General features: G+C 71.5%; 18 protein-coding genes and 1 tRNA gene. 11 read left to right on the forward strand and 8 right to left on the reverse strand.

What is annotated here, in order from left to right; all coding sequences use genetic code 11:
• Positions 1–9 precede the first annotated feature (9 nt).
• The 6 genes from IVW53_07385 (at position 10) to IVW53_07410 (ending at position 8,617) form a co-directional block, all read left to right on the forward strand.
• Positions 10–555, forward strand: coding sequence for a PadR family transcriptional regulator (locus IVW53_07385; protein MBF6605388.1), 546 nt, complete (start codon positions 10–12; stop codon positions 553–555).
• Positions 530–1,282: an ABC transporter ATP-binding protein gene (locus IVW53_07390; GenBank protein MBF6605389.1), complete on the forward strand. Its 753-nt coding sequence runs from the start codon at positions 530–532 to the stop codon at positions 1,280–1,282. The genes IVW53_07385 and IVW53_07390 overlap by 26 nt, the downstream gene beginning before the upstream one ends.
• Complete coding sequence (locus IVW53_07395) at positions 1,279–3,930, forward strand: hypothetical protein (protein MBF6605390.1); 2,652 nt, start codon at positions 1,279–1,281, stop codon at positions 3,928–3,930. Before IVW53_07390 ends, IVW53_07395 begins: the two co-directional genes overlap by 4 nt.
• A gap of 339 nt (positions 3,931–4,269) precedes the next feature.
• Entirely contained in the window at positions 4,270–4,872 is a 603-nt protein-coding gene (locus IVW53_07400) for an RNA polymerase sigma factor (protein ID MBF6605391.1), read from the forward strand.
• 885 nt (positions 4,873–5,757) lie between these two features.
• Positions 5,758–7,686: a DUF2252 domain-containing protein gene (locus IVW53_07405; GenBank protein MBF6605392.1), complete on the forward strand. Its 1,929-nt coding sequence runs from the start codon at positions 5,758–5,760 to the stop codon at positions 7,684–7,686.
• A 70-nt stretch (positions 7,687–7,756) separates the two neighbouring features.
• Positions 7,757–8,617 carry an aquaporin family protein gene (locus IVW53_07410; protein MBF6605393.1) on the forward strand — a complete coding sequence of 287 codons (861 nt, stop codon included), beginning with the start codon at positions 7,757–7,759 and terminating at the stop codon, positions 8,615–8,617.
• Here IVW53_07410 and IVW53_07415 read toward each other — a convergent pair.
• The 5 genes from IVW53_07415 to IVW53_07435 all read right to left on the reverse strand — a co-directional run bounded on the left by IVW53_07415 (position 8,603) and on the right by IVW53_07435 (position 13,879).
• A complete protein-coding gene (locus IVW53_07415) occupies positions 8,603–9,943 on the reverse strand; it encodes an MFS transporter (GenBank protein MBF6605394.1) in 1,341 nt (446 codons plus the stop codon). The genes IVW53_07410 and IVW53_07415 overlap by 15 nt on opposite strands.
• Before the next feature lie 112 nt (positions 9,944–10,055).
• Positions 10,056–11,276, reverse strand: coding sequence for a HAMP domain-containing histidine kinase (locus tag IVW53_07420; protein MBF6605395.1), 1,221 nt, complete (start codon positions 11,274–11,276; stop codon positions 10,056–10,058).
• Complete coding sequence (locus IVW53_07425) at positions 11,273–11,941, reverse strand: response regulator transcription factor (GenBank protein MBF6605396.1); 669 nt, start codon at positions 11,939–11,941, stop codon at positions 11,273–11,275. Before IVW53_07425 ends, IVW53_07420 begins: the two co-directional genes overlap by 4 nt.
• A gap of 130 nt (positions 11,942–12,071) precedes the next feature.
• Positions 12,072–12,854, reverse strand: coding sequence for a M48 family metallopeptidase (locus tag IVW53_07430; protein MBF6605397.1), 783 nt, complete (start codon positions 12,852–12,854; stop codon positions 12,072–12,074).
• 17 nt (positions 12,855–12,871) lie between these two features.
• Entirely contained in the window at positions 12,872–13,879 is a 1,008-nt protein-coding gene (locus IVW53_07435) for a hypothetical protein (GenBank protein MBF6605398.1), read from the reverse strand.
• 118 nt (positions 13,880–13,997) lie between these two features.
• On the opposite strand from IVW53_07435, the gene IVW53_07440 reads away from it, so the two are divergent.
• Both IVW53_07440 and IVW53_07445 read left to right on the forward strand, forming a co-directional pair.
• Positions 13,998–14,073: transfer RNA gene (locus IVW53_07440), tRNA-Ala, on the forward strand.
• A gap of 53 nt (positions 14,074–14,126) precedes the next feature.
• Entirely contained in the window at positions 14,127–16,739 is a 2,613-nt protein-coding gene (locus IVW53_07445; GenBank protein MBF6605399.1) for a leucine--tRNA ligase, read from the forward strand.
• Between the two features lie 353 nt (positions 16,740–17,092).
• Here IVW53_07445 and IVW53_07450 read toward each other — a convergent pair whose 3' ends face one another.
• Complete coding sequence (locus IVW53_07450; protein MBF6605400.1) at positions 17,093–17,734, reverse strand: CGNR zinc finger domain-containing protein; 642 nt, start codon at positions 17,732–17,734, stop codon at positions 17,093–17,095.
• A 222-nt stretch (positions 17,735–17,956) separates the two neighbouring features.
• Between IVW53_07450 and IVW53_07455 the strand changes: the two genes are divergently transcribed.
• Together IVW53_07455 and IVW53_07460 are read left to right on the forward strand one after the other, a co-directional pair.
• On the forward strand, positions 17,957–18,214 hold the full coding sequence (locus IVW53_07455; protein MBF6605401.1) for a hypothetical protein: 258 nt from the start codon (positions 17,957–17,959) through the stop codon (positions 18,212–18,214).
• Between the two features lie 168 nt (positions 18,215–18,382).
• The gene (locus tag IVW53_07460; GenBank protein ID MBF6605402.1) at positions 18,383–18,568 is read left to right on the forward strand and encodes a hypothetical protein; all 186 of its coding nucleotides are present in this window, start codon (positions 18,383–18,385) and stop codon (positions 18,566–18,568) included.
• Positions 18,569–18,933: 365 nt separating this feature from the next.
• Here IVW53_07460 and IVW53_07465 read toward each other — a convergent pair whose 3' ends face one another.
• Positions 18,934–20,892: an ABC transporter ATP-binding protein gene (locus IVW53_07465; GenBank protein MBF6605403.1), complete on the reverse strand. Its 1,959-nt coding sequence runs from the start codon at positions 20,890–20,892 to the stop codon at positions 18,934–18,936.
• A 169-nt stretch (positions 20,893–21,061) separates the two neighbouring features.
• Entirely contained in the window at positions 21,062–21,946 is an 885-nt protein-coding gene (locus IVW53_07470) for a carotenoid biosynthesis protein (protein ID MBF6605404.1), read from the reverse strand.
• A 313-nt stretch (positions 21,947–22,259) separates the two neighbouring features.
• On the opposite strand from IVW53_07470, the gene IVW53_07475 reads away from it, so the two are divergent.
• Positions 22,260–23,201 carry an LLM class flavin-dependent oxidoreductase gene (locus tag IVW53_07475; GenBank protein ID MBF6605405.1) on the forward strand — a complete coding sequence of 314 codons (942 nt, stop codon included), beginning with the start codon at positions 22,260–22,262 and terminating at the stop codon, positions 23,199–23,201.
• The last annotated feature ends 23 nt before the right edge of the window (positions 23,202–23,224 follow it).

A 23,224-nucleotide genomic window follows, 5' to 3' on the forward strand; every position in this document is an offset into this window, starting at 1 on the left:
TGAACGCCCGTGGGACTCTCCGGCGCGCTCACCGCGCTCCTGCTCCCGGGCTCGAGCCACGGCTATGAGCTCCACGCGACCCTGGAAGCCGAACTCGGATCGACCTGGGTGACGCGCCCGGCACAGGTGTACCTGACGCTCGGGCGCATGGGCCGCGACGGCCTCGTGACGAGCCAGCGGATCCACCAAGAGACGCGGCCTGACCGGCAACGCCTCACCCTCACCGAGGCAGGACGGCGCGCGGCCGAGGATTGGCTCGCCAGTGGGCCCGCCGACGAACTGGTCGTCCGCCTCGCCGTGGCGCGCCTGGTCATCCCCGAGCGCCTGCCCGCGCTCGTCGCCGCGATGATCGACGAACGGACGACGGCACTCCACCGGCTCCGCGCAGCCCGCGCGGAAGACGAAGGAGGGTTCCGGGCGGAGGCCCGCGATGCCGAGATCGGCGCGGTCCAGGCGCAGCTGCGCTGGCTCGACGGGCTGCGTGACCATCTCGACGAGCTCCTCGCCCGACCACGCAGGAGGCCGCAGGATGACCGCGCCGCTGCGTCTGCCTGAGCGGCATCCGGCCGTCGCCCTGGCCGGCGTCGCACGCACCTACGCCAGCGGTGCCGACGTCGTGCGCGCCCTCGAGGGGGTCGACCTGCGCGTCGCGCGGGGCGAGGCGGTCGCGATCACCGGGCCGTCGGGTTCGGGGAAGACCACGCTCCTCAACCTCGTGGCCGGACTCGATCGGCCGACCGCCGGCACGATCACTGTGTTCGGGACGCGCATCGAGGACGCCTCGGAGCGCGAGCTGGCGGAGTTCCGCGCCCATCATGTGGGCCTTGTCTTCCAGGACCCGCACCTGCTCTCCGGGCTCACCGCGCTCGAGAACCTGGTCGCGGCGCGGCTCCCCTGGGGGCGCTGGCGAGACCTGCAGGACGAGGCCCGTGCGCTCTTGACTGAACTCGGGCTGGCCGACCGGCTCGATGCGCCGCCCTCGCGCCTGTCCGGCGGCGAGCGCCAGCGCGTCGGCCTCGCCCGCGCGCTGATGGGGAGCCCGGAGCTGCTCCTCGCCGACGAGCCGACCGGCAACCTCGACGCCGCCACGACCGAGGGGCTCATCGGCATGCTCGAAGCCGTGCGCCACGAGCACGACCTCACCATCGTGCTGGCCACCCACGACCCGGCGGTGGCGGCGTTCGCCGACCGGGTCGTGCACCTCGTGGGCGGGCGGGTCGACGGGGAGCGCCGCCTCGATCGCGCAGGTCCGCTCGAAGCGCGGGCGCTCGAAGACCGATGATCAGGCTCGCGCTCCGAGGCCTGCTCGCCCGGCGCGTGGCGACGGCGCTCGCTGCCGCTGGGCTGCTCACCGCGGTCTCGGGGTTCCTCGTCCTGGCAGGCGTGTCACGGACGACGCAGGCAGTCCTCTCCGGCGACATCGCACGCGCCTGGAACACGCCCTACGACATCCTCGTCCGACCCGCCGGCACGCAGACCGCCCTGGAGCGCAGCGAGGGCCTCGTCCGACCCAACTTCCTGTCGGGCGTCACGGGCGGGATCACCACCGTCGAGCTGGCCGCGGTCCGGTCCGTGCCGGACGTCGAGGTCGCTGCGCCGATCGCCGTGGTTGGCACCGTCCAGTGGCCAGCCGGATTCCCGGTCGACCTACGGACCGTGATCGGCCCCGGGCCGATCACGGTCCTGCGCGTGATCGCCACCTCGAGCGGCGAAGCCGGCCTCTCGCACTACGCGCCCCTTCCGGCCAGCTACCTCGTCGTCGCACCGCAGGGACGGATCGTCCACGAGTCCACGGGCGGCGCCGCGCCCACGAGCGCGACGTTCCTCGAGGTCGGCACAACGAACGTCGCCTGCACCCCACCCGTGGCCTGTTACGGGGGCCTGACGCCCGACGCGGCCACCGCGGGCGCCCTCGCCTCCGGCACACCCGGGATCTTTCTCGGCTGGCCGGAGCCGATCGTGGTGGCCGGCGTCGATCCGGTCGCCGAGGCGCAGCTCGCGCACCTCGATGGCTGCGTGGTCGCCGGCCGCTATCTGCGCGCCTCGGACACGCCGACCACGATCCAGGTGCAAACCGGACCGCAGCCGGCCATCCCGGTGTTGGTGAGCAGCCGGAGCTTCATCGACGAGACCGCCCGGATCACCGTGGAGCGGGCAGCGGACCCGTCGGCCGTCCTCGTGGGCGCGGCACCGGGCAGCCTCGGCGCATGGGCACCGGTCAGCGAGCAGACAGCCACGGCCAATGACGCGTATCAGGCCTACCTCTCGACCTTGGTACACGGCGACTACTACGACGCCTCACCCCATTGGACGGTGGGCCCGGTGACCTACCGCGAGGTCGGACCCGATCACCTCGCCGCTGAGCTCCAGCCGGCCGATCCCCGCGTCTACGAGAGCCAGACCACGGTCCGCGGCGGTGCGAGGCCAGCCAGCCTCGCGCCCGTGGAGGCGTCCGATGTCTGGTTCCGTTCGATCGCGCGCCGGGACCAGATCCCCCGCGCCGAGCTCTTCTCGCGCTGGCAGCCCGTGGGCCAGTACAACCCCGACTGCCTGCCGGGCTTCGATCCGCTCGCCGGCGGCCGTCTCGAAGCGTACGGGCTGCCCGCCGTCCGCCTCGCTGACGGCCAGGCCCTCGGACCGACTCGCTCGCTCGCCTCCTACGTCAACAGTCCGCCGCTCGTGCTGACGACGCTCTCAGGCGCGGCCTGGCTGTCGGATCCGGCGCGCTTCGTCGGTGCCCCAGGTGCCGCCTTCATCAGCGCGATCCGCGTCAAGGTCGCGGGCGTCGACACGCCCGGTTCGGCGGCCGAGGCAAAGCTCGCGGCGGTGGCCGCGGCGATCCACGATGCGACCGGGCTGCAGGTCGACATCGTCAAGGGCTCCTCTCCGCGGACCGTCCTTGTCGACCTGCCGGCAGGTCACTTCGGGCGACCAGCTCTCACCGTGAGCGAGGGCTGGTCGGACAAGGGCGTGGCGGTCGGGTTCGTGGAGGCCGTCTCGGCCGAGGACCTCGCCCTCTTCGCGCTCGTGCTGCTGGGCGCGGTCCTCTTGGTGGCCGACACGGCGTACGTGGCCGCGCTCGGGCGGGGGCCCGAGCTGGCCATCCTGCGAGCGATCGGCTGGTCGGGGGCGCGGATCGCCTGGCTCGTCGAGGCCGAGATGCTCGTGCTCGGGCTCGCGGTCGGCCTCCTGGCGATGCTGGTGACGCTCGCGCTCCTGCCGCTCGGGCTGGTGCTGGCGCCCTGGCAGCTCCTCGGGGCGCTCCCGCTCTCGCTCGCCGTGGCGGGGATCGCCGGTCTCGTGCCGGCGCTCCTCATGCTGCGGGGCCGGCCGATCGGGCATCTGGCCGGTCTCGAGCCCGCGCGTCGCAGCCGGCCCATCCGCTGGCTCAGCTGGCTCGCCGTGTCGGATCTCCTCGGGCCGCGGCGGGTCGAGACCGCGCTGGGGGTGCTGGCGGTCGGGCTCGGCGCGCTGCTCGTCGGCTCAGTGACGCTCGTCGCGCTCGCCTTCAACGGCCGCCTCGACACGACCGTGCTCGGGGTCTACCTGACGGCCCAGGTGCGGCCCTTCCACCTGGTGATCGCGGGCCTCACTCTCGGGGTCGGCGCGCTCGCCGCGGGCGAGATCGTGAGCCTGGGGTACCTGCGCCGGGAGGCCGCCTTCGCCACTCTGCGGGCGATCGGTTGGTCGCCCCGCCTGATCATCCGCTTCCTGGTCGTCCAAGCCCTGACCATCGGCCTGCTCGGCGGCCTGGTGGGCGCGGGTGTCACATTCGTCGTGGCGCGGGTCCTGGAGGCCGCGGCGGGACCGACTGCGTTCGGCGTCGCCACCGCGATCGGCGCGGCGCTGGTGGCCACGCTGGCGGCCGCGGCGGGCCCGGCGGTGCTCGTCCGACGTGCTGTGCCGGCCGCGATCCTGCGGGGGGAGTGACCGAAAGGCCTCGGGCGGGGTCGCGGACTGACAGCACCGGCGCACCGTGCGCGAGCCATGCGTACCCGGAAGGACTTGCCCCTCCTTCCGGAGCGGCCAATCTGACCGCGTCGATCGAGCACCGGTCGAGCCGTCTCACCGGACCCCCGATGGCGGGTGGGCGCGACAGGCTACTTCCCCGGGTCCGGCCGTGCCGGTTGCGCATGTGGGGCATGCCCTGACCTCATCGGGGTGACGAGCGAGTCCACCGGCGGCGCTCCGGTCGCCTGGCGGCGCAGCTCCGGGGGCGGATACTCCCCGCACCAAAGACTGAACCTTCGGTGGTCCGTGCGGTCCTCTATGACAGTGCCCGAGAACAGCAGTCAGCGCGGACTCGTCGAGCGCGCGCAGCACGGCGACGGCGAGGCGTTCGCCCGGCTCGTGTCGAACCATCTCGACGCCTCGTGGCGGTTTGTCCGGGCGATCGGAGGCGACCGTGTCGACCCCGACGATGTCGTGCAGGAGGGGTTCGTGATGGTCTGGCGTGATCTCCCGCGACTCCGCAACGCGGACGCGTTCGAGCCATGGCTCCGGGCGGTCCTCGTCCATGCGACCCGCCATGCCCTCCGCCGTGACGGTGGGGTCCGCCTCATCAGGATCACCGGGGACTCCTCGTCGGACGCGATGGACCGCAGCGCCGCCATCCGCGCGGACAGTCTGGTCGATCCGCACCTCGAGCCGGGCGCCTCGCTGGCGAACCGCGATGCGGTCGCGCACGCCTTCGGCCGACTCTCGGTCGATCAGCGGACCATCCTCGCCCTGCACTACCTCGAGGGCCATCCGCTGGAGTGGATCGCGCAGGTGATCCGATGCCCGCTTGGCACGGTCAAGTCGCGCCTGTCCGGTGCCCGCTCCGCCCTGCGGGCGGCGCTCAGCGCCGAGGATCGGCCCGCCGATGACTGACATGCTGCCCGACCACGACCCGCGAGACGGACTCGACGATGGCCTTCGGGAGCTGCTCGCCGCCCGCGCTCTCGGCTCCCCCGGCGCTGGCCTCGAGGCGCGCATCCTCGCGCGGGTGGGCGAGACCCGGCAACGGCGCCGGCGCGCCTTCATCCCTGAGCGGTGGTCCGGCGCGTGGCCAGCGACGTCCGGGTCCACCCGTGCCGTTGCCCTCGGATCGATCGGCCTCGCTGCGGTCGTCGTCAGCGCGCTCATTGGGACCGCGCTGCTCAGAGCGCCCGCGGCGACCGAAGCACCCGGTGCAATCGGGCCCTCGGGTGCGGCCTCACCTGCCCCGACCGACGTTCCGGCGAGCGTCCCGCCTCACGTCGGCGGCACCTGCCCGCTCACGCCCATCACCCGCCTCGCCGGTGGCTCGGCACCGGAGGTCGATGTGAGCGGTCTCCGCTGGCGATGGGGTGGCGTACCGTGGATCGCCGGGGTCGATGAGAAGGTCGTCTGGCTTGACGATGCCGGAATGATGCCCGAGCCCGGCGTCTCGGTGTTCGCGATCCAGCTCGACCTGCCGATCCTCGTCGACGGCCGTCCGCTGACATTCGCTGGGGCCGCGGGCGGAGCCATCTACGCCGCCACCACCGACGCCCAGTGGGCCGCGCAGATCCGGCTGCCGCGTCCAGGGTGCTGGCTCCTCACTGCCGTCTGGTCCGCGGGAGCGAGCAGCGTCGTCGTTGCGGCGGCACCACCTCCCGCAACGGCCAGTCCGGCGCCATCCACTCCCGGTTCGGTGTCGAGCACGCCGCTCGCCACCTGCCCGGCGACGCGGCGACCGACGGCCCCCCCACCGTCAGGGTGGCCAGGGCCGGCGATCGTCGATGGCCCCTTCCGATGGCTCCTCCCACCGAGTGCGACCTGGCGGATCGGAGGCGACGGCGACAAGCTCGTCCTCGACTCGCAGATCGGCTGGGACATCGGCGACATGCGGATCATGGCCATTCCCCTGGCGCGAGCGGCCGCCGTCGGCTGGCTCCGGGCGACGGCCGTCGGCGGCGACATCCCCCCGGGCTTCGGTGGCGGCACGATGGGCTTCGGGGTCACGCTCCCGGCGCGCGATTGCTGGGCGTTCGTCTACCTCGCCCCGCACGCCACCTCGACGATCGTCGCCGACCTGCGCCCGTAGCGTCGACGAGGAGGCGCCCCAACGTCCGATCAGGCGACCACCGATCGACCGCCGGTCGACCGCCACCCTCGCTTGTTATCTCGGCCTCAAGCCCATTCAGCCCCGACCAGATACTCTATCGGCGGCTGCGGTCCGCCAGCACCAATGAGCAGCGAACCCTTCCCGCCGGGCGGTTCGCGGTCTGTCGGGCGCGGACCACCAACATCCCCGGCCTGCGCTCGGTCAGACTCGGCCTCGAGGCGGCACCACCGTTGGACGATCCGGCGATCTCCCCACCCTCCGACGTGACGAACCACCAGGCTCGGGCGCAGGCCCGGCTGGCGGGTCGCGCGCTGCGCCGGCAGGTCGCGCGATCGGCGCACGCCGCCTGGATCCCGCCGGCCGACCGGCCGGACCCGATCTCGCTGCTCGAGACACAGGCCCGGGCTCGCCTTCCGGAGCTGGCCCCGATCCGCTACGGCCGGATGATCGCCTCCCCGTTCGGATTCCTCCGCGGATCGGCCATCGTGATGGCCGCCGATCTGGCGCACTCACCGGCGACGGGTCTCACCACCCAGATCTGCGGCGACGCCCATCTCTCGAACTTCGGGATGTTCGCCTCGCCGGAGCGGAACCTCGTCTTCGACGTCAACGACTTCGACGAGACCCTCTGCGGACCCTGGGAATGGGACGTCAAGCGTCTGGCGGCAAGCGGCGTCGTGGCGGCCAGGACCGTCGGTCTCTCCGGGCGCGACGCCCGGGAGGTCGCGGAGGCCGCCGTGCGGTCCTATCGGGAGCGCATGCGCGCGCTCGCGGACCTCACGACCCTGGCCGTGTGGTACCGGCGCATCGACGCCGCGGAGATCGCCGCCGACCGGCGCAGCGGAAGACTCCTCGAGGGATTCCTCGGGGCAGCCCGGCGGCACCACGACGAGAACGCTCGCTCGCGCCTCCTCACGCAGACGAACGGACAGCTGCAGTTCGTCGAGGACCTGCCGCTCATCACCCGCGAGCCGGCGGCAAGCGAACAGTTCGAGGCGATCCACGAGATGTTCGCGTCGTACGCGAACCGCCTTCGGTACGACTGGCGCGTCCTGCTCGACCGCTACGAGGTCGTCGACGTGGCACGTCAGGTCGTGGGCGTCGGCAGCGTCGGCACACGCACGTTCGTGGCCCTCCTGGTCGCGAACCGCAGCACCGTCGATCCGCTCATCCTGCAGCTCAAGGAGGCAGACGCGTCGGTGCTCGAGCCCCACCTCGGGAGGAGCCCGTTCCGATCCCACGCCGAGCGCGTCGTGAACGGCCAGCGCGTGATGCAGTCGGTGAGCGATGTCTTCCTCGGCTGGAGTCGCAGCCCGCTCACCGGCGTGGATTACTACTGGCGGCAGCTCTGGGATTGGAAAGGCTCGGCGGCGATCGAAACGATGAACCCGGAGGAGCTCACCTTCTACGCCAGCCTGTGCGGGCAGGCGCTGGCCCTGGCTCACGCTCGCGGCGGCGATCGGCTCGCCATCGCTGGCTACCTCGGCACGTCCGACCGATTCGACCGCGCGATCACGGACTTCGCCGAAGCGTACGCTGAGCAGGTGGAGCGCGATCACGCAGCACTCCTCACGGCCGTGAGGCAGGGACGGATCAGAGCCGATCCCGGGATCTGAGCAGCTTCCGGGCCCGCGGCCGACGCTCGCGCGACGCGGACCCGCGCGTACCACCGATGGAGGAGCACGGATGAGCCGCCAGGCGTCGTCGATCGAGGAGGGCCGCTTCGATTTCACGGACGCGCAGTTCGAGTGGCGGCGCCTGTTTTCAGAGGCGCTCGGGACCTTCTTCCTGGTCCTGGTCGCCGTGGGCGGCGGGATGGTCAATGCCAGGTTCGGCGGCGGTGTGCTGTCCCTGACCGCCCAGGTCACCGCGCCGGGTCTGATGGTCGGGGCGATCATCCTGTTCATGGGCGCGGTCTCCGGGGCGCACCTCAATCCGGGCGTCAGCATCGCCTTCGCCCTCCGCGGCGACTTCCCGTGGCGTCGCGTGCCCGGGTACATCGTGGCCCAGTTCGTCGGCGCCATCCTCGCCACCCTGCTCCTCATGGTCTTGCTCGGCCGGCAGGGTGCCGCCGGCCTCACCCTGCCCGGCCCCGGCATCAGCGACATGACGGCGGTGGTGTGGGAGGTCATCCTCAGCGTTGGCCTGGTCAGCACGATCCTCGGCACGTCCTCGGGGGCCCAGAACATCGGCCCCATGAACGCCATCGGCGTGGCGAGCTACGTCATCCTCGCCGGCCTCTTCGGCGCACCCGTCAGCGGCGCCTCGATGAACGTGGCCCGCTCACTCGGCCCGGCGCTCGTGCTCGGGGACACGACCGCGTGGTGGGTCTATCTCGTCGGACCGCTCGTCGGCGCCGTCATCGCGGCCGGCATCGCGTACATCCTCCGCGGTCCCGGTGGCGGGTTCTACGGCACCAAGGCGGCGGAGGGCACGCTCGGCTGGCTGTGGCGGCCCGGGCCGATCGAGACCACGGTCCCCGGCACGCCGGAGGAAGCCATCGCCCAGGGTGATGCGACGTCGCCCGACCGTTCACGGCGAGGCTGACGAGGCCGGCGCCGTCTCGTGCGGATGCGGCACCGCGCGGGCGAGGCGGATCCCCCGCGAAAACACGAAGAGGAGACTCGTCAGCGCCGTCCCGACCGCGATGACGACGAGGGTGACGCCGCCATGCACCGCGTCGAGGAGCACGCCCCCGACGAGCAGGCCGAGCGGCTGGATCCCGATCGAGATCGTGCGGGCCGTGCTCCCGACCCGACCGAGGAGCTCGTCCGGTGAGCTCGAGGCCCGGACCGTGACGTAGGCGACGAGGACGATCGACTGGCTCGTCCCGGCCACGAGCGCGAGCCCGGCCATGAGCGGCAGCGACGCCGTCACCGCCATCCCGAGGACCGCGATGGCGACGATGAGATTGCCGATGAGAAGGTGCGGGGCGAGCCGCCCGGTCGCGAGCCGGCCGGCGAGGAGAGCACCCACGAGCGACCCGACGCTGTATGCGGAGATGATCAACCCGAACGCCGACGGCCCGAGCGCGCGGTCGATCGTGAGGTAGTAGGCGACGACCTCGATGATCGGCGCCGAGACCAGGCTCACGAGTGTCCAGAAGGCGATGAGATCCCGCAGGACGGGATGCTCGAGGATGAACCGGACCCCCTCCGCCATCTCCCGCCGGAGGCTCGTTCGTTCGCGTCGTTCGGCCCGCCGGAGCGGCCGCCGGACGAGGAGCAGGCTGACCGCCGAGACCGCGAAGGAGGCCGCGTCGATGACGAGGGTCGGTGCCGCGCCGATGCGGGCGACGAGCAGCCCGGCGATGCCCGGACCGATGATGAAGCTCGCGCCGCTCAGCGCCTCGAAGATCCCGGTCGCCCGGGCGAGCTGCCGCCTCCCCACGAGGTTCGGGACCGCGGCTGTCCAGCCGGCCATGAAGACGACGCGGCAGGCATTGATCGGGAACGCGACGAGCAGGACGACACCCATCACCGGGACGCCAAGGAGGGACGCGAGCGGGATGAACGCGGTGAGGATCGCTCGACCCGCATCCGCCCACATCATCATCCGCCGGCGATCCCATCGATCGGCGTAGGCGCCCACCGGCAGGCCGAGCAGGAGGTCCGGCAGGCGCGCCAGGACCGCCACGATGCCCATCTGGAGGCCGGATCCGGTCAGAGCGAGGACGAGGAGCGGCAGTGCGGTCGCGCTCACCGCATCCCCGACCGCGGAGACGCCCTGGCCGACGAAGACGATCCGGAAGTCCCGGTTCGCCCGGAGGCTCAGGGTCGCCGTGTCTTCGCCCGGGTCGGGCGACGCGACCTCGCGATCCGGCAGGGGGACGAGCGCGTCCGTCACGGGATCGAGCTCGTCCACGAGATCCACCGATCACCTCATGCCTGACGGCCGCCGCGGCCGGCCAGGTGCCGAGTCACGAACGCCGGCCGGGAGCGTACACCGCCCCGACGACACGGTCGTGCGCTCGCCGCCTCGACCGCTACAGCCCGGGCCAGGCCGCCGACATGCTCGCGCCGCCGAGGGTGGACGTGCCGATCCTCCACCGACCGCCGGTCGCGCGGACGATCTCGTTGGCGATGGCGAGCCCGAGTCCCGCCCCGCCCGCCGAGTCCGTCGCCCGATGGAAGCGATCGAAGATCCGATCCCGCTCGTCGACGGGGATCCCGGGGCCCGCGTCCTCCACGGTGAGCCGGACGCGGCCGGATTCCCGGGTCACGCTCACCTGGACGGTCCCACCGGCCGGGGCGTACTTGCAGGCGTTGTCGAGGAGGACACCGAGGAGCCGATCGAGCCACTCAGGGGGCGCGCTGACCGCCGTGGCGTCGCTGCGCACGTCGAGCCCGAGGCGAAGGTGGCGCGTCTCGGCGACACTCCGGAACCGCTCCACCGCCTGGCCGGCGAGCAGGCCGACATCCACCGGCTCGGCGTGCGGCGCGCCGCGGGTCGCGTCGAACCGGGCGAGCCAGAGCAGATCGTCGAGGAGCCGGCGCATCCGCCTGGTCTCGCCGTCGACCCGGACGAACGCGGAGCGGTACCAGGCGCCGTCGCGCTCCCGGCCGAGGGCGAGCGATGTCTCCGCCTCGATGACCGAGAGCGGCGTGCGCAGCTCGTGCGATGCATCGGCCGTGAACTCCAGCTGGCGGTGGCGGGCCTGCTCGATCGGCGACGCGACCCGCCGGCCGATGGCGACCGCGCCGAGGAAGACGAGGATAAGGAGCACCGGGCCGATGAGCGCCTCGGCGAGGAGGAGCGTCGCCTGGGCCTGCCCCACGCTGTCCATCGACTGGCCGACGACGACGGTGAAGCCCGGGGCGATCGTTTCCCCGGCCACTCGGACCTGGGCTCCACCGATGGTCACGGTCCGGGGGCTGCCGGGCCCGCGGACGGAGGCCGGCAGCGCCGCGTCCAGCGTGTTCGAGTCGACTTTCCCGTCCGCGTGGATCGTCCAGACGAGGAGCTGCGGACCGAACCGTGGACCGCCGGGCGGAGCGTCGAAGCCCCCGTGCTCCGGCGGCTGCTGGCTCGTGAGGCTGCGCAGCGAGTCGGTGAGCCGGCCGTCGATCTGTGAGGTGAGGTTGTTCGTGACGAGCACGAAGACGGCCGCCGCGACGGCGAGATAGCCGAGGGCGACGAGCGCGCCCGCCCCAAGGGCGACCCGGATGGAGGCGGTCCGCACCGCGTGTCCAGGCTCGGCGTTCATGCGTCCTCGAGGCGATACCCGGCCCCGCGCACGGTGACGATCCGGACCTGCCCGGCGGGGAGCTTGCCCCGCAGGCGGCTCAGCTGAACGTCGATCGCGTTCGTCCCGAGCGGGTCCGTCTCGTCACGCCAGCCGTGCTCGGCGATCGCCTTGCGGTCGACCACCGCCGGAGCGCGACGCATGAGCAGCTCGAGGATGTTGTACTCGGTCGGCGTGAGCGGGATCGGGCGGTCACCGTCGGTCACCACGCGCCGGAGCGGGTCGAGGGAGAGCCGCCCGCGGACGATGACGGGAGCATCCACCCCGCGGGGTCGTCGCTGCAGGGCGCGGACCCGGGCGAGGAGCTCGCCGAAGTCGAACGGCTTGACGAGGTAGTCGTCGGCGCCGGCGTCGAGTCCCCGGATCCGGTCCGGCGGCGCGTCGCGGGCGGTGAGCATGAGGAGGGCCGTGGGCCGTTCGTTCCGGCGGGCCCAGCGGACGACATCGATCCCCTCGGCGCCGGGCATCCGCCAGTCGATGACCGCGACGTCGTACTCGTAAAACTTCAGCTGGTCGATGGCCTCGTCTCCGCGCTCCACGGCATCCACCTGGTAGCCCTGGTCCTCGAGGCCGAGGACCAGGACCTTCCGCAGTCCGGGATCGTCTTCCGCGACGAGGATCCGCATGGTCAGGCCGCACTCCGAGATGTCATCGAGGGATGATGCACCACCGAATCTTGCGTTGCGATTACGGCCGGCGCGCCACGCCGGACCGGAGGCCGGTCGCGAGCGGGATGAGCCGGGCGAGCTGCGACCCTCAGCCCTCCGCGAACGCGGCGTGGAGGTCCATCGCGTGGTCGCGCAGCCAGCGCCGCCACTGGCGATGATCCGGGCGGAGTGCGGCGACGAGCGCCCAGAACCGTGGACCGTGGCCGAAGACCCGCAGGTGGGCGAGTTCGTGGATGACGACCGTCTCGAGTGCCTCCGGCGGGGCGAGGCCGAGCCGCCAGCTGAAGGAGAGCCGCCCGGCCCGTGAGGCGCTCCCCCAGCGCGAGCGGGTGTCGCGGATCGTGATGGCGGTCGGAACCACGCCCAGGGCAGGCGCGAAGCGGCCGATCGCCGTGTCGATGGCCACCCGCGCCTCGCCCCGGACCCAGGTCTCGAGGACCACGGAGGCAGGTCGAGCGTCGCGGGCAGCGAGCCGCACGATGAGCTCTGCGGCGCCGGCATCGCGGAGGACGACGGAACGTCGAGCGGCCGGGGGTGCGGGCACGAAGACGAGGCGGTGGTCGAACCCGCCGTAGAGCGCGGATCCATCCGGCGCGATCGGACCGCGCGCGTCGAGCGCCGCTCGCTGGCGGGCCTGGCGATCGAGGTGTCGGCGGATCCAGGCCGACCGCTCGGCCAGGAACGTCGCCGCGAGGCGCCGCCCGTCGATCGCACCGAGGCGATGGCCGGCTGGGACGGTGACGACGACCCCCCGGAACGGATCGACGGCGACGCGGACGTGCCTGGCGCGGGGCGATCGGCGGAGCGTGTAGGCGAGCGCGCCGTCCGGGAGCTCGGCCGTCGCGGGCTCCTCGATCGCGGCCGTCGTCACGGCCCGCCTATGCACCGTCAGGCGCGGACCCATGCGACCGTGAAGGACGTCCCGCTCGTCGCCGTCGCGGTCACCTGGGCCCGGATCGAGCCGTCCGGGGCGAGCATCGTGATCTGCGAATGGGTCGCGTCCGCCCCGTCGAGTGGCTCCCGGAGCCCCCCGACGGTGAGCCACGTCCCGCTCACCGTCAGCTGGCCGAAGTTCGGCATGGGGAGGATGTGGCAATCGGCCGGGCATCCGCCCGTGGGCGACTCGACGACCCACTCGGCGGAGGTTGGGCGGAGCCGCGGGTTCGTGTCGCGGACGGTGAAGACTGTGCCCCGGGTGAGGTTCGCGATCGACAGCTGATACGTCGTGGAGGTGAGCGCCCGGACCTGGGCCCGGAGGTGGTCGCCGCGCCGGACGGCGAGGCGGATCGGGACCTCGTAGTGCTCGAGCGGCAGCGACTCGCGCCACAGGTAGCCGGTCGGCGACCCGTGCTCGCAATCGACTTCACTGCCGATCTGCTCGAGCCCGACCTGGTCGAATCCACCGAGGCCGACCCAGATCGAGACCGCGCTCCGCGCGCTCGTGCAGCGGACCGTGGGCTGCGTCCACGTGGCCTCGACGCATGAGAAGGTCGCGCTGTCGGCGGTCGCCGCGTAGCCGGACCAGTTCGTGCTCGTGTCCGTCGCGAGCGGGCCGCTGCCGGCGGTCGTGACGCGGCCGGGACACGGCGCGAAGGCGGCTGCCGACCCGGCGCCAGCGGGGGGCGCGGAGGTGCTGGGGCGAGAGGATGCGGTCGGCCGGGGGGTCGCGTTGGACCGGGGCGATGCGGTCGGAGTCGGCTGCGGGGCGACGGTCGTTGTCGTCGCTGTCGGGCCGATGTCCGTCGCGCCGCCGGATTTCGCCGACGGGACGGCGAGGCCCGCCGATCCACTCGGCGTCGGGACGTAGGTCACCTCGCACGCGGCGGCAACGAGCAGGAACGTCGCGAGGATGGCGAGGAGCGGGCGAGGCGAGCGTCTCCGTGCCGGGCGGTCCATCGCCCGGAACTGTACGACGCCTCGGGATGGCGTGGACGCGGCATTGGCTCGCCCATCGCGGACCTCCCGATCCGCCGTCCCGAACGAGGCGGTTTGGTACACTCCGCCTCTGCGTCGCGGGGCTATAGCTCAGCTGGAAGAGCGTCTGAATGGCATTCAGAAGGTCCGGGGTTCGAACCCCCGTAGCTCCACCAACCCCCCACCGGGTCCGGCGGGGGGTTCGATGTCGAGAGGGCCGGATCCACCGATGACCACTACGGACGAGACCCAGCCGGCGCGAGCCGGGCGCGCGCGTGTCGAACGGTACGACCCCACGGAGATCGAGCCACGCTGGCAGGCGCGCTGGGCGGGGCTCGACCTGTACCGGACGGACCTCGGCGACGAGTCCCGGCCGTCGTATTACCTGCTGACGATGTATCCGTATCCATCCGGCGATCTCCACATCGGGCACTGGTACGTGAAGACGCCGACGGACGCGCTCGCCCGGTTCCACCGGATGCACGGCGAGAACGTCTTCCTCCCGATCGGCTTCGATGCGTTCGGGCTGCCGGCCGAGAACGCCGCCATCAGGAACCGCATCCACCCCCGCGCGTGGACGATGTCCAACATCGAGAACATGCGCCGCCAGCTGCGGAGCATGGGCGCGACGTTCGACTGGTCCGCGGAGGTCGTGACCTGCCAGCCGGAGTACTACCGCTGGAACCAGTGGCTGTTCCTGCGGCTGCTCGAGGCGGGTCTCGCCTACCGCCAGCGCTCACCGGTGGACTGGTGCCCGAACGACGGGACGCTCGCCCGCGAGCAGGTGGAGGGAGCGGACCGCCACTGCTGGCGCTGTGGGGCGAAGGTCGAGAAGCGCGACCTGGAGCAGTGGTTCCTCCGCATCACGCGGTACGCGGACGAGCTCCTCGACTTCAGCGGCATCGACTGGCCGGAGCCGGTCCGCATCCAGCAGACGAACTGGATCGGCCGGAGCGAGGGCGCGGAGATCGTCTTCACGACGGCGCCGGACGATCACCAGCCGGGTGGCGACGAGCTGCGGGTCTTCACGACCCGACCGGACACCCTCTTCGGAGCGACGTTCATGGTCCTCGCTCCGGAGCATCCGCTCGTGGAGCGGCTCACCGCGCCGGCCCGTCGCCCGGAGGTCGAGGCGTACGTCGCCCGGGCCCGCACGGAGACGGAGATCGATCGGTTGTCCGCCGACCGGGAGAAGACCGGCGTCGCCCTCGGCGCTGACGCGATCAACCCCGTCAACGGGACGCGGATCCCGATCTTCATCGCCGACTATGTCCTCTCCGGCTACGGGACCGGGGCGATCATGGCCGTGCCGGCCCACGATGAGCGCGACTTCGCCTTCGCGAAGCGATTCGGCCTGCCGATCGTCCGCGTCGTCGCTCCAGCCTCGGTGGCGAGCTCGCTCTCCGACGCGGCCGACGCCGGAGCCGACGCCGGCCCGGCCGACGACCACGCGATGGAGGACGCCTACGTCGCCCACACCGCCGACGAGATCCTCGTGAACTCGGGGCGCTTCAGCGGGCTCTCCGCCCCGGACGGTCACCGGGCGATCGTGGAGTGGCTCGCGGCGGACGGCCGCGCCCACGCGACCGTGACCTACCGCATCCGCGACTGGCTCATCAGCCGCCAGCGTTACTGGGGCACGCCGATCCCGGTCATCTACTGCGATCGCGACGGCGTCGTGCCGGTCCCGGACGCCGACCTGCCGGTCCGCCTTCCGGAGACGGTGGACTACCAGGGCAGCGGCGACAATCCCCTCAAGCGGGACGCGGCGTTCGTCGACATCGCCTGCCCCCGCTGCGGCGGGCCGGCCCGTCGCGAGACGGACACCATGGACACGTTCATGGACTCCTCGTGGTACTGGTTCCGCTACCTCTCGCCGCACGAGGACCGAGCGCCCGTGGACCGTGCCATCGCCGATCGCTGGAGCCCCGTCGACCAGTACACCGGCGGCGCCGAGCACGCGGTCATGCATCTGCTCTACAGCCGGTTCTTCACGAAGGCGATGGCGGACCTCGGGCTCGTTGGCGTCCGCGAGCCGTTCCGCCGGCTGTTCAACCAGGGTCAGGTCCTCGGCGCGGACGGCGAGCGGATGAGCAAGAGCCGCGGCAACGTCCAGGACCCGGACGAGCTCATCGCGCGCTACGGGGCGGACACGGTGCGCCTCTTCCTCATGTTCATGGGCCCGTGGGATCAGGGCGGGCCGTGGAGCCCGACGGGGATCGGCGGTGTCCATCGGTTCCTCAACCGGATCTGGACGCTCGTCCTCGACCCAACCGGTCACGAGCCCGGCGACGCCGAGGCCGGGCGGCTCCCGGCGGGCCTCGATGCCGCCGCAGCCGAGCGAGCCATCCGGACGGCCGCCCACCGGACGCTCCGGGTGGTCAGCGGCGAATACGCCGAGTTCAAGTTCAACACGATGATCTCCCACCTCATGGAGCTGTCGAACACGCTCGTCCGCTACCGCGGGACGCCGGTCGTCGGCGGGCCGGCGTGGGACGAGGCGATCGAGTTGCTCCTCCTCATGCTCGCCCCCGCGGCGCCGCACATCGCCGAGGAGCTGTGGGAGCGACGGGCGGCGGCGAGCGGCCGGCCGTGGTCGTCCATCCACACCGCGCGCTGGCCGGAGGTCGATCCGGCGGTCGCGACCGAGGAGACCCGCGAGGTCCCCATCCAGGTCAACGGCCGCGTCCGCGATCGCGTCGTCGTGCCCGTCGGCATCGGCGAGGCGGAGCTCGAGTCGATCGTCCTCGGCCGCGAGAAAGTCGTCGCGGCGCTCGGCGGCCGGCCGCCACGACGGGTCATCCACGCCGGCGGTCGGCTCGTCAACATCGTCCTCGGCTAGCGCGAAGCCGGCGCGGAGACCTCGAGGCCGGCGGGCGTTGTCGACCAACGCAGACCCGCCCGGCATCTGCCGGCTCCGGTTCCATCGGGCGGGATGCGGCGCGGCATGCCGTTCGTGCCAGATGACCCCCAGGTGGGCGTTGGTCACCGACTCCCCGCGCGGCGCTGGCTGACCTGAGCGTGGATCGGGCCGGGTCGGCACGTCGATCCTGCCAGATGCGCGGGGGAGGGCCACCTGTCACCGACCTGCAGACCAGTGCCCGCCTCATGGCCATCTGCCGGAACCTGGGACGGAGGGCTCGATCCGATGGCCATCCTCGTCAACGACGTGTCCGGGGATCACGGCCGGCGCGGCTAGCGCGAAGCCGGCGCGGCTAGCGCGGTCCCGGTCGCCCTGAGGCGGGCCCGATGTCGGGCCGCCTTGGCCCGGTTGCCGCACGACGCCATCTCGCACCAGCGGCGCCGATGCGTCGGTGACGAGTCGAAGAAGACCCAGCGGCACGTGTCGTTCGCGCAGATCCGGAGCCGCTCCGCGTCGTGGCCGGTCACCACCCGGGCGACCCGCTCCGCGATCCGGCCGAGGACATCGTCGAGCGGGTCCCCGTCGTGTCGATGGCCCAGGACGAGATCGCCATCCCCGCTCACGAGGACGAGCCGCTGCCGGGCGGCGAGCGCCCGATTGACCTCGTCGAGCGCCCGCGGGTCGGCGAACCCACGCTCGACCGCCGCCCGGACCACCTCGCGCAGTGCCTCCCGCACGGAGCGCACCCGGCGGAGGGCGGCGTCACCTGCGGGTCCATCTGCCTTGAGCGCCGCAAGTTCGGGATCGATCGGGCCGTGCACCAGGCGGTGGTCCTGCAACCAATCGATCGCGTCGCCGGCCGTCTCGAGGTGATCGACGAGCAGCCCGCGCTCGAGGGCGGCGGTGTCGATGAAGTCGAGGGCGGCATCGATGTCAAGGTCATGGCTGTGACGGATCGGGTCCATCGCGTGCATATAACCAGCATATAGGAATTGACAGGTTACGTGCAATGGGCTACGCTGCGGTAACCACTAACTAACTGTGCACCAGTTATTCCGAAGGTGGCCCATGCCCGGTCTCGCGATCCTCTTCCTCGTCCTCGCGGCGCTGCTCCTGCTCGACGTCGCCGCGATCTCTCTCGGCGTCGATTCGCGAGAGCTCGATCCCCGGCCGGCGACGCCCGCGGAGGATTTCTGATGTGGTACCACCTCTACGATCGGGCCCGGGAGCTCGCCGCGGAACGAGAACGCGACGACCGGCGCGACCGCCTCGCCCGCTTCGCCCGTCGACCCGCGGATCCGGCCGCGCCCCGGCGGTCGGCGGCCCATTCCGCCCTCCGTCATTCGTCCGCTCGCGCTCTCCTTGCCCTCGGGCGGTCGGCCGCCCGCCTCGCCCAGGCGCTCGACGCCGACGCAGGACCGTCGATCACGTCCGAGCCTCTCGAGCGCGCCTGAGAACCGGCGGCCGCGCAGTTCCCCGGAAGAGGCAATGGCCAACGCACGGCTAACGTTGACAGTTCTTGTCATAGCGAGCCAGGCTACGGCTAATGCGACGAACATTAGCCGTAGCTGTGGCGTGAGACTCCCGGAGCGTGCCCGAGACGGGCGGGAAGGAGATCAGGGATGGCCGAGCAGCTCGTGATCGAGTCGTATCCGAAGCTCCGGCAGGTTCTGGGCGAGGACGGCTTCAAGGAGCTCGCCAGGCTGATCCGCACGACCTACGAAGCCAACGAGCAGCGCCGACGGCGCGAACCCGACGAGGCCGTGCGCGAGGTGAAAGGGAGCTTCGAGGGACGAACCGGGTCCTGAAAGAGGTGGCGACGCCTTCATCGCGGAGGTGATGAACGAGTCAGGGGCGCGATCAGGGATGCGCGACGCCCGACACGGACCAGCGCGCCGTCGGCCTCCCGGCGCACGACGATCCCGCTGGTACCTGCGGGGGGCTGGTCGTCGCGGGCGCCGGGTCGGTCGGTTGTTCGGGCGGGAGTTCTTCCCTGAGGACTTCGTGGATGGCCGATCGAAAGCGAGCGTCCGCCTCCATCCGGTTACTCGAGCGACAGGTAGTCTCTCGGAAGTCTGGACACGGCGATGACTCGCACACGCACGACCGCCGGAGCATCGCATGTTCTGGGAGCCGGACTGTCTTGGCTCGTCACCACCGTCGCCGAGGCGAGTTATCCCTCCCGTCCGGAGAACGACAGCTCGCTCGCTGCCGGCAGCGACTCGGCTGTCTCCTGCGTCCCGGCAGCGGCCTGGCGCTCGAACTGGGTCCGATAGAGCTCGGCGTAGAGGCCGTCCGCGGCGAGAAGGTCGGCATGCGTGCCCCACTCGACAACCCGTCCCTCGGAGATGACGAGGATCTGGTCCGCCTCGCGCACGGTCGAAAGTCGGTGCGCGATGACGATCGACGTTCGCCCGACAAGGGCGGTCTTGAGGGCCAGCTGCACCGCCATCTCCGACTCCGAGTCGAGGTGCGCCGTGGCCTCGTCGAGCACCACAACATCGGGTGCCTTGAGCAGGAGGCGGGCGATGGCCAGCCGCTGCTTCTCGCCTCCCGAGAGCCGGTATCCGCGGTCACCGACGAGGGTGTCGAGGCCCTCCGGCAGTGACTCGATCAAAGGCAGGATCTGGGCGGCCTGCAAGGCCTCGACGAGCTCCTCGTCCGAGGCGCCGGGCTTCGCAAAGAGCAGGTTGGCCCGGATCGTGTCATGGAGCATGTGAGCGTCCTGGGTGACCATGCCGACGATGCGCTGGATCGAGTCGAGGGTGGCGTCACGCACGTCGACGCCATTGATGCGGACCGCGCCCGAACGCACGTCGTAGAGCCGGGGGATGAGATGGCTGATCGTGGTCTTGCCCGCTCCGGACGGACCGACCAACGCCACCAGCTGGCCGGGTTGGACCGTGAACGACACGTCGAAGAGCACCTGCTGGGAAGGGGCCTGGCCGAGGACCGCGACCGACTCGAGAGATGCCAGCGACACCTCCTCGGGCCTCGGGTAGCTGAAGTCGACGTGGTCGAATTCGATCGTCGCGGGTCCTTGCGGGATGGCGACCGCGGCCGCCTTCTCGGCGACCGCGGGCTCCAGATCCAGCACCTCGAAGACGCGGTCGAAGGAGATCAGGGCAGTCATGATGTCGACCTGCACATTCGAAAGTGCCGTGAGGGGACCGTACAGACGGTTCAAATAGGCCGTCAGGGCCACGAGAGTACCGATCTGGAGGGTGCCTGTGGCCGCGAGGACCCCGCCCCACCCGTACACGAGCGCCGTCGCCAGCGCAGCCGTGAAGATGAGCGCCGCACTGAAGACCCGCGTGTACAGAGCCCGCGTGACCCCGATATCGCGCACCCTGCCGGCCTTCTCCTCGAAGCTCCGGATCTCACGCTCAGGTTGACCGAAGAGCTTCACGAGCAGCGCTCCCGCCACGTTGAAGCGTTCGACCATCGTGGAGGTCATCGTGGCGTTGAGGTTGTAGCTCTCCCGCGTGATCGCCTGAATGCGCCTGCCCACCCAGCGGGCGGGCAGGACGATGACCGGGAGGAGAGCGAGTGCGACGAGGGTGATCTGCCAGGACAGGAGGGCCATCGCCACGAGCGTGATCGCCACGCCGACCACGTTGCCGACCACCGAGGAGAAGGTGTCGGTGAATGCCCGCTGCGCGTCCATCACGTCGTTGTTGAGGCGGCTGACCAGGGCTCCGGTCTGGGTGCGCGTGAAGAAGGCAATCGGCATGCGCTGGAAGTGCGCGAACACCTGCGTCCGCATATCGAAGATGAGCCCCTCGCCGATCTGCGCGGAGATCCACCGCTGCCACAGGGAAAGGGCGGCGTCGGCCAGTGCCAGGCCGGCCAGGGCGACGGCCAGCTCAACGACGAGCCCGGTGTTCCTGGGCAGGATGCCGTCGTCGATGATGCCGCGGTAGATGAGCGGAGTCGCCGCATCCATCAGCGCGCCCACGACGATCAGTACCAGGAACACGAGCAGCATCCGCCGGTAGGGGGCCGCGAACCGCAGGATCCGCCGGAAGATGCCCGGCGAGAGCTTCTGGGCGGTGACCGAGGCGTCGCGGCGGAAGGAGCGCATCAGCCCCCCACCCCTCATCCCCCCGCCTGGCCCGTCTCGGATGCTCATGCGCCACGCCTCTTCCTGGTGCTTTGCGAGCGATTCCTTCGGCTTCCTCGCCATCATCGCCGCCCGTCGGCCCGCCGTCCCGACGGGCCGGTGCGTCCGAGCGCGGCGTGGTCTCCGGATCGCCCCGGCACGCCGGGGCCGAACGCACGGTTCCGCGCGTCTCCCAACGCTACCCGACGAGCGGCGGTACCACACGAACCACCCGTGGTGTTGCGTTGCCCCCGCCTCCCGCGCGATTGATTTGGCGAGCCGAGGAGCGACCGCTCAGGGCACCCGCGATGCTGCCTGGCGGGTGGCCCCGCCCTTCGGACTCACCAGGGCGAACCAATACGGCCACGACCGGCATCCCCATAGCGACGGGTGCGATCACCACGATCGCCGCGATCGCCGCCGGAGCGGCGCCCGACAAGAGGTTCGCGAGCATCATCGCCGCGTCGGCGAGGACGGGATCCCGCTTGGACCCAGGGAGAGCGGCCCGACCGGCCAGCGTCCAGCGTCGCTCCACCGAGCGGTACAGGAGATAGACGGTGAAGGTGGTCACGATCCAGCCGAGGTAGTTCTGGACCGGGACCCCGTAGTAGGGACCACCGCGCTCCCACACCCAGGCGCCAACGGTCGGACCGGAGAGGATGGGATCGACCACGAGATCCCAGGCTGTCATCACGAGGGCGCCGACGAGGGCCAGACGGACGAGGTGGCCGCGGCCCCCGGGCGTGCCGACCGGCCATCCGTCCACGATCAGGTTGGCCACCACGTAACTCGGGTAGACCATCATGAACCAGGCCAGTGGGATGAGGACCGGGACCGAGCCGAGCCACGGGCCAAGGGTCGAGGTGTAGTGGTACGGGCCGTAGACGAGCCCCGTGACGACGCCGATCTCCTCGAAGATCCAGGACGTGACCGTTGTGATCGCGAAGAAGGCCGGGGTGAGCCGTCCGCCCAGCGCGACTGACGCATGCCACAGGCTGAAGACCAGGAGGATGAGGATCAGGCTGTTCAGGCCGCCCAGGATCACCGGCAGCGCGACCAGTCCCGCCAGCAGCCGCCGCAGCATGCCGTCCTACACGAGGACGGCCAAGAACACGCTCGCCACGACAAGCCGGTTGTGTCCATCGATGGGCGTGCCTCGTCATCGGGACGATGGGGCGGGGCCGCGGGTAAAGCCGGAGCTTCCCGGTCCCACCATCGTGTATGCAGTACGGAGCCCGCCGCTGTCAACGGGTACGCCATCCTCCGGCGGCTCGAGGGCGGAGGCGGACCGGACGTGGCCGGACGTGGCCGGACGTGGCCGGACGTGGTGGAGGCGATCGGCGTGTGATCCGATCCAGTTGCGCCGCGGCGATCGCGCCCTGCCTAGACTGGCACGCATGAACGACGTGAAGCTTGGCGCACTTTGCTGGAACCAGTACACGGACTGGCCTTCCCTGCTACAGGCCGGCGTCCGGGCCGAGCGGCTCGGCTATGACGGCCTCTGGACATGGGACCACGTCTATCCGATCGTCGGCTCGGCGGACGGCCCGATGTTCGAGGGCTGGCTGACGATCGCCGCCTGGGCGGCCGCCACGAGCCGGGCGACGGTGGGCCTCATGGTCGGCGCGAACACGTTCCGCGAGCCGTCGCTCGTCGCGAAGATGGCGACGACGCTCGACCATATCAGCGGTGGCCGAGCGGTCCTCGGGATCGGCGCCGCGTGGTTCGAGACGGAGCACACCGCGTTCGGCTTCCGGTTCGGGTCAGGAGCTCCGGAGCGGCTCCGCTGGCTCGGCGAGGCGCTGCCGATCATCCGGGGCATGCTCGACGGGACGGCGCCGAGCGGCGCCGGCGTGCGGTACCACGCTCGCGAGGTGAAGAACGATCCGCCGCCGGTCCAGCGCCAGCTGCCGCTCCTCGTGGGCGGCGGCGGCGAGCGGGTGACGCTGCGGCTCGTCGCCCGCTACGCGGACGCGAACAACCTCGGTGGCGGTTTCGAGACGGTGAAGCGCAAGGACGCGATCCTCCGCGAGCACTGCGAGGCCGTCGGGCGCGATCACACGGAGATCGAACGGACGACCGGGCTCGGCACCGTCGTCATCCGCGATTCGCGGGCCGAGGCGCAGCGCGTCCAGGCCGCGATCATGGCGCGCAACGGCGGTGCCCGGGTCTGGGCGCATCAGCCGGTTGGCACGCCGGAGGACGTGGTCGAGATGCTCGCCCCCTACGCGAGCATCGGCTATCGCCACCTCATCGCCGGGTTCCCCGCGCCGTACGACGAGGAATCGATGACCCGGTTCGCGACGGAGGTCCGACCGAAGCTCGCGGCGCTCGGCTGACCGACCGACGGTCGACTGACGGC

It is taken from the genome of Chloroflexota bacterium (assembly GCA_015478725.1).
GTDB lineage: Bacteria > Chloroflexota > Limnocylindria > Limnocylindrales > CSP1-4 > C-114.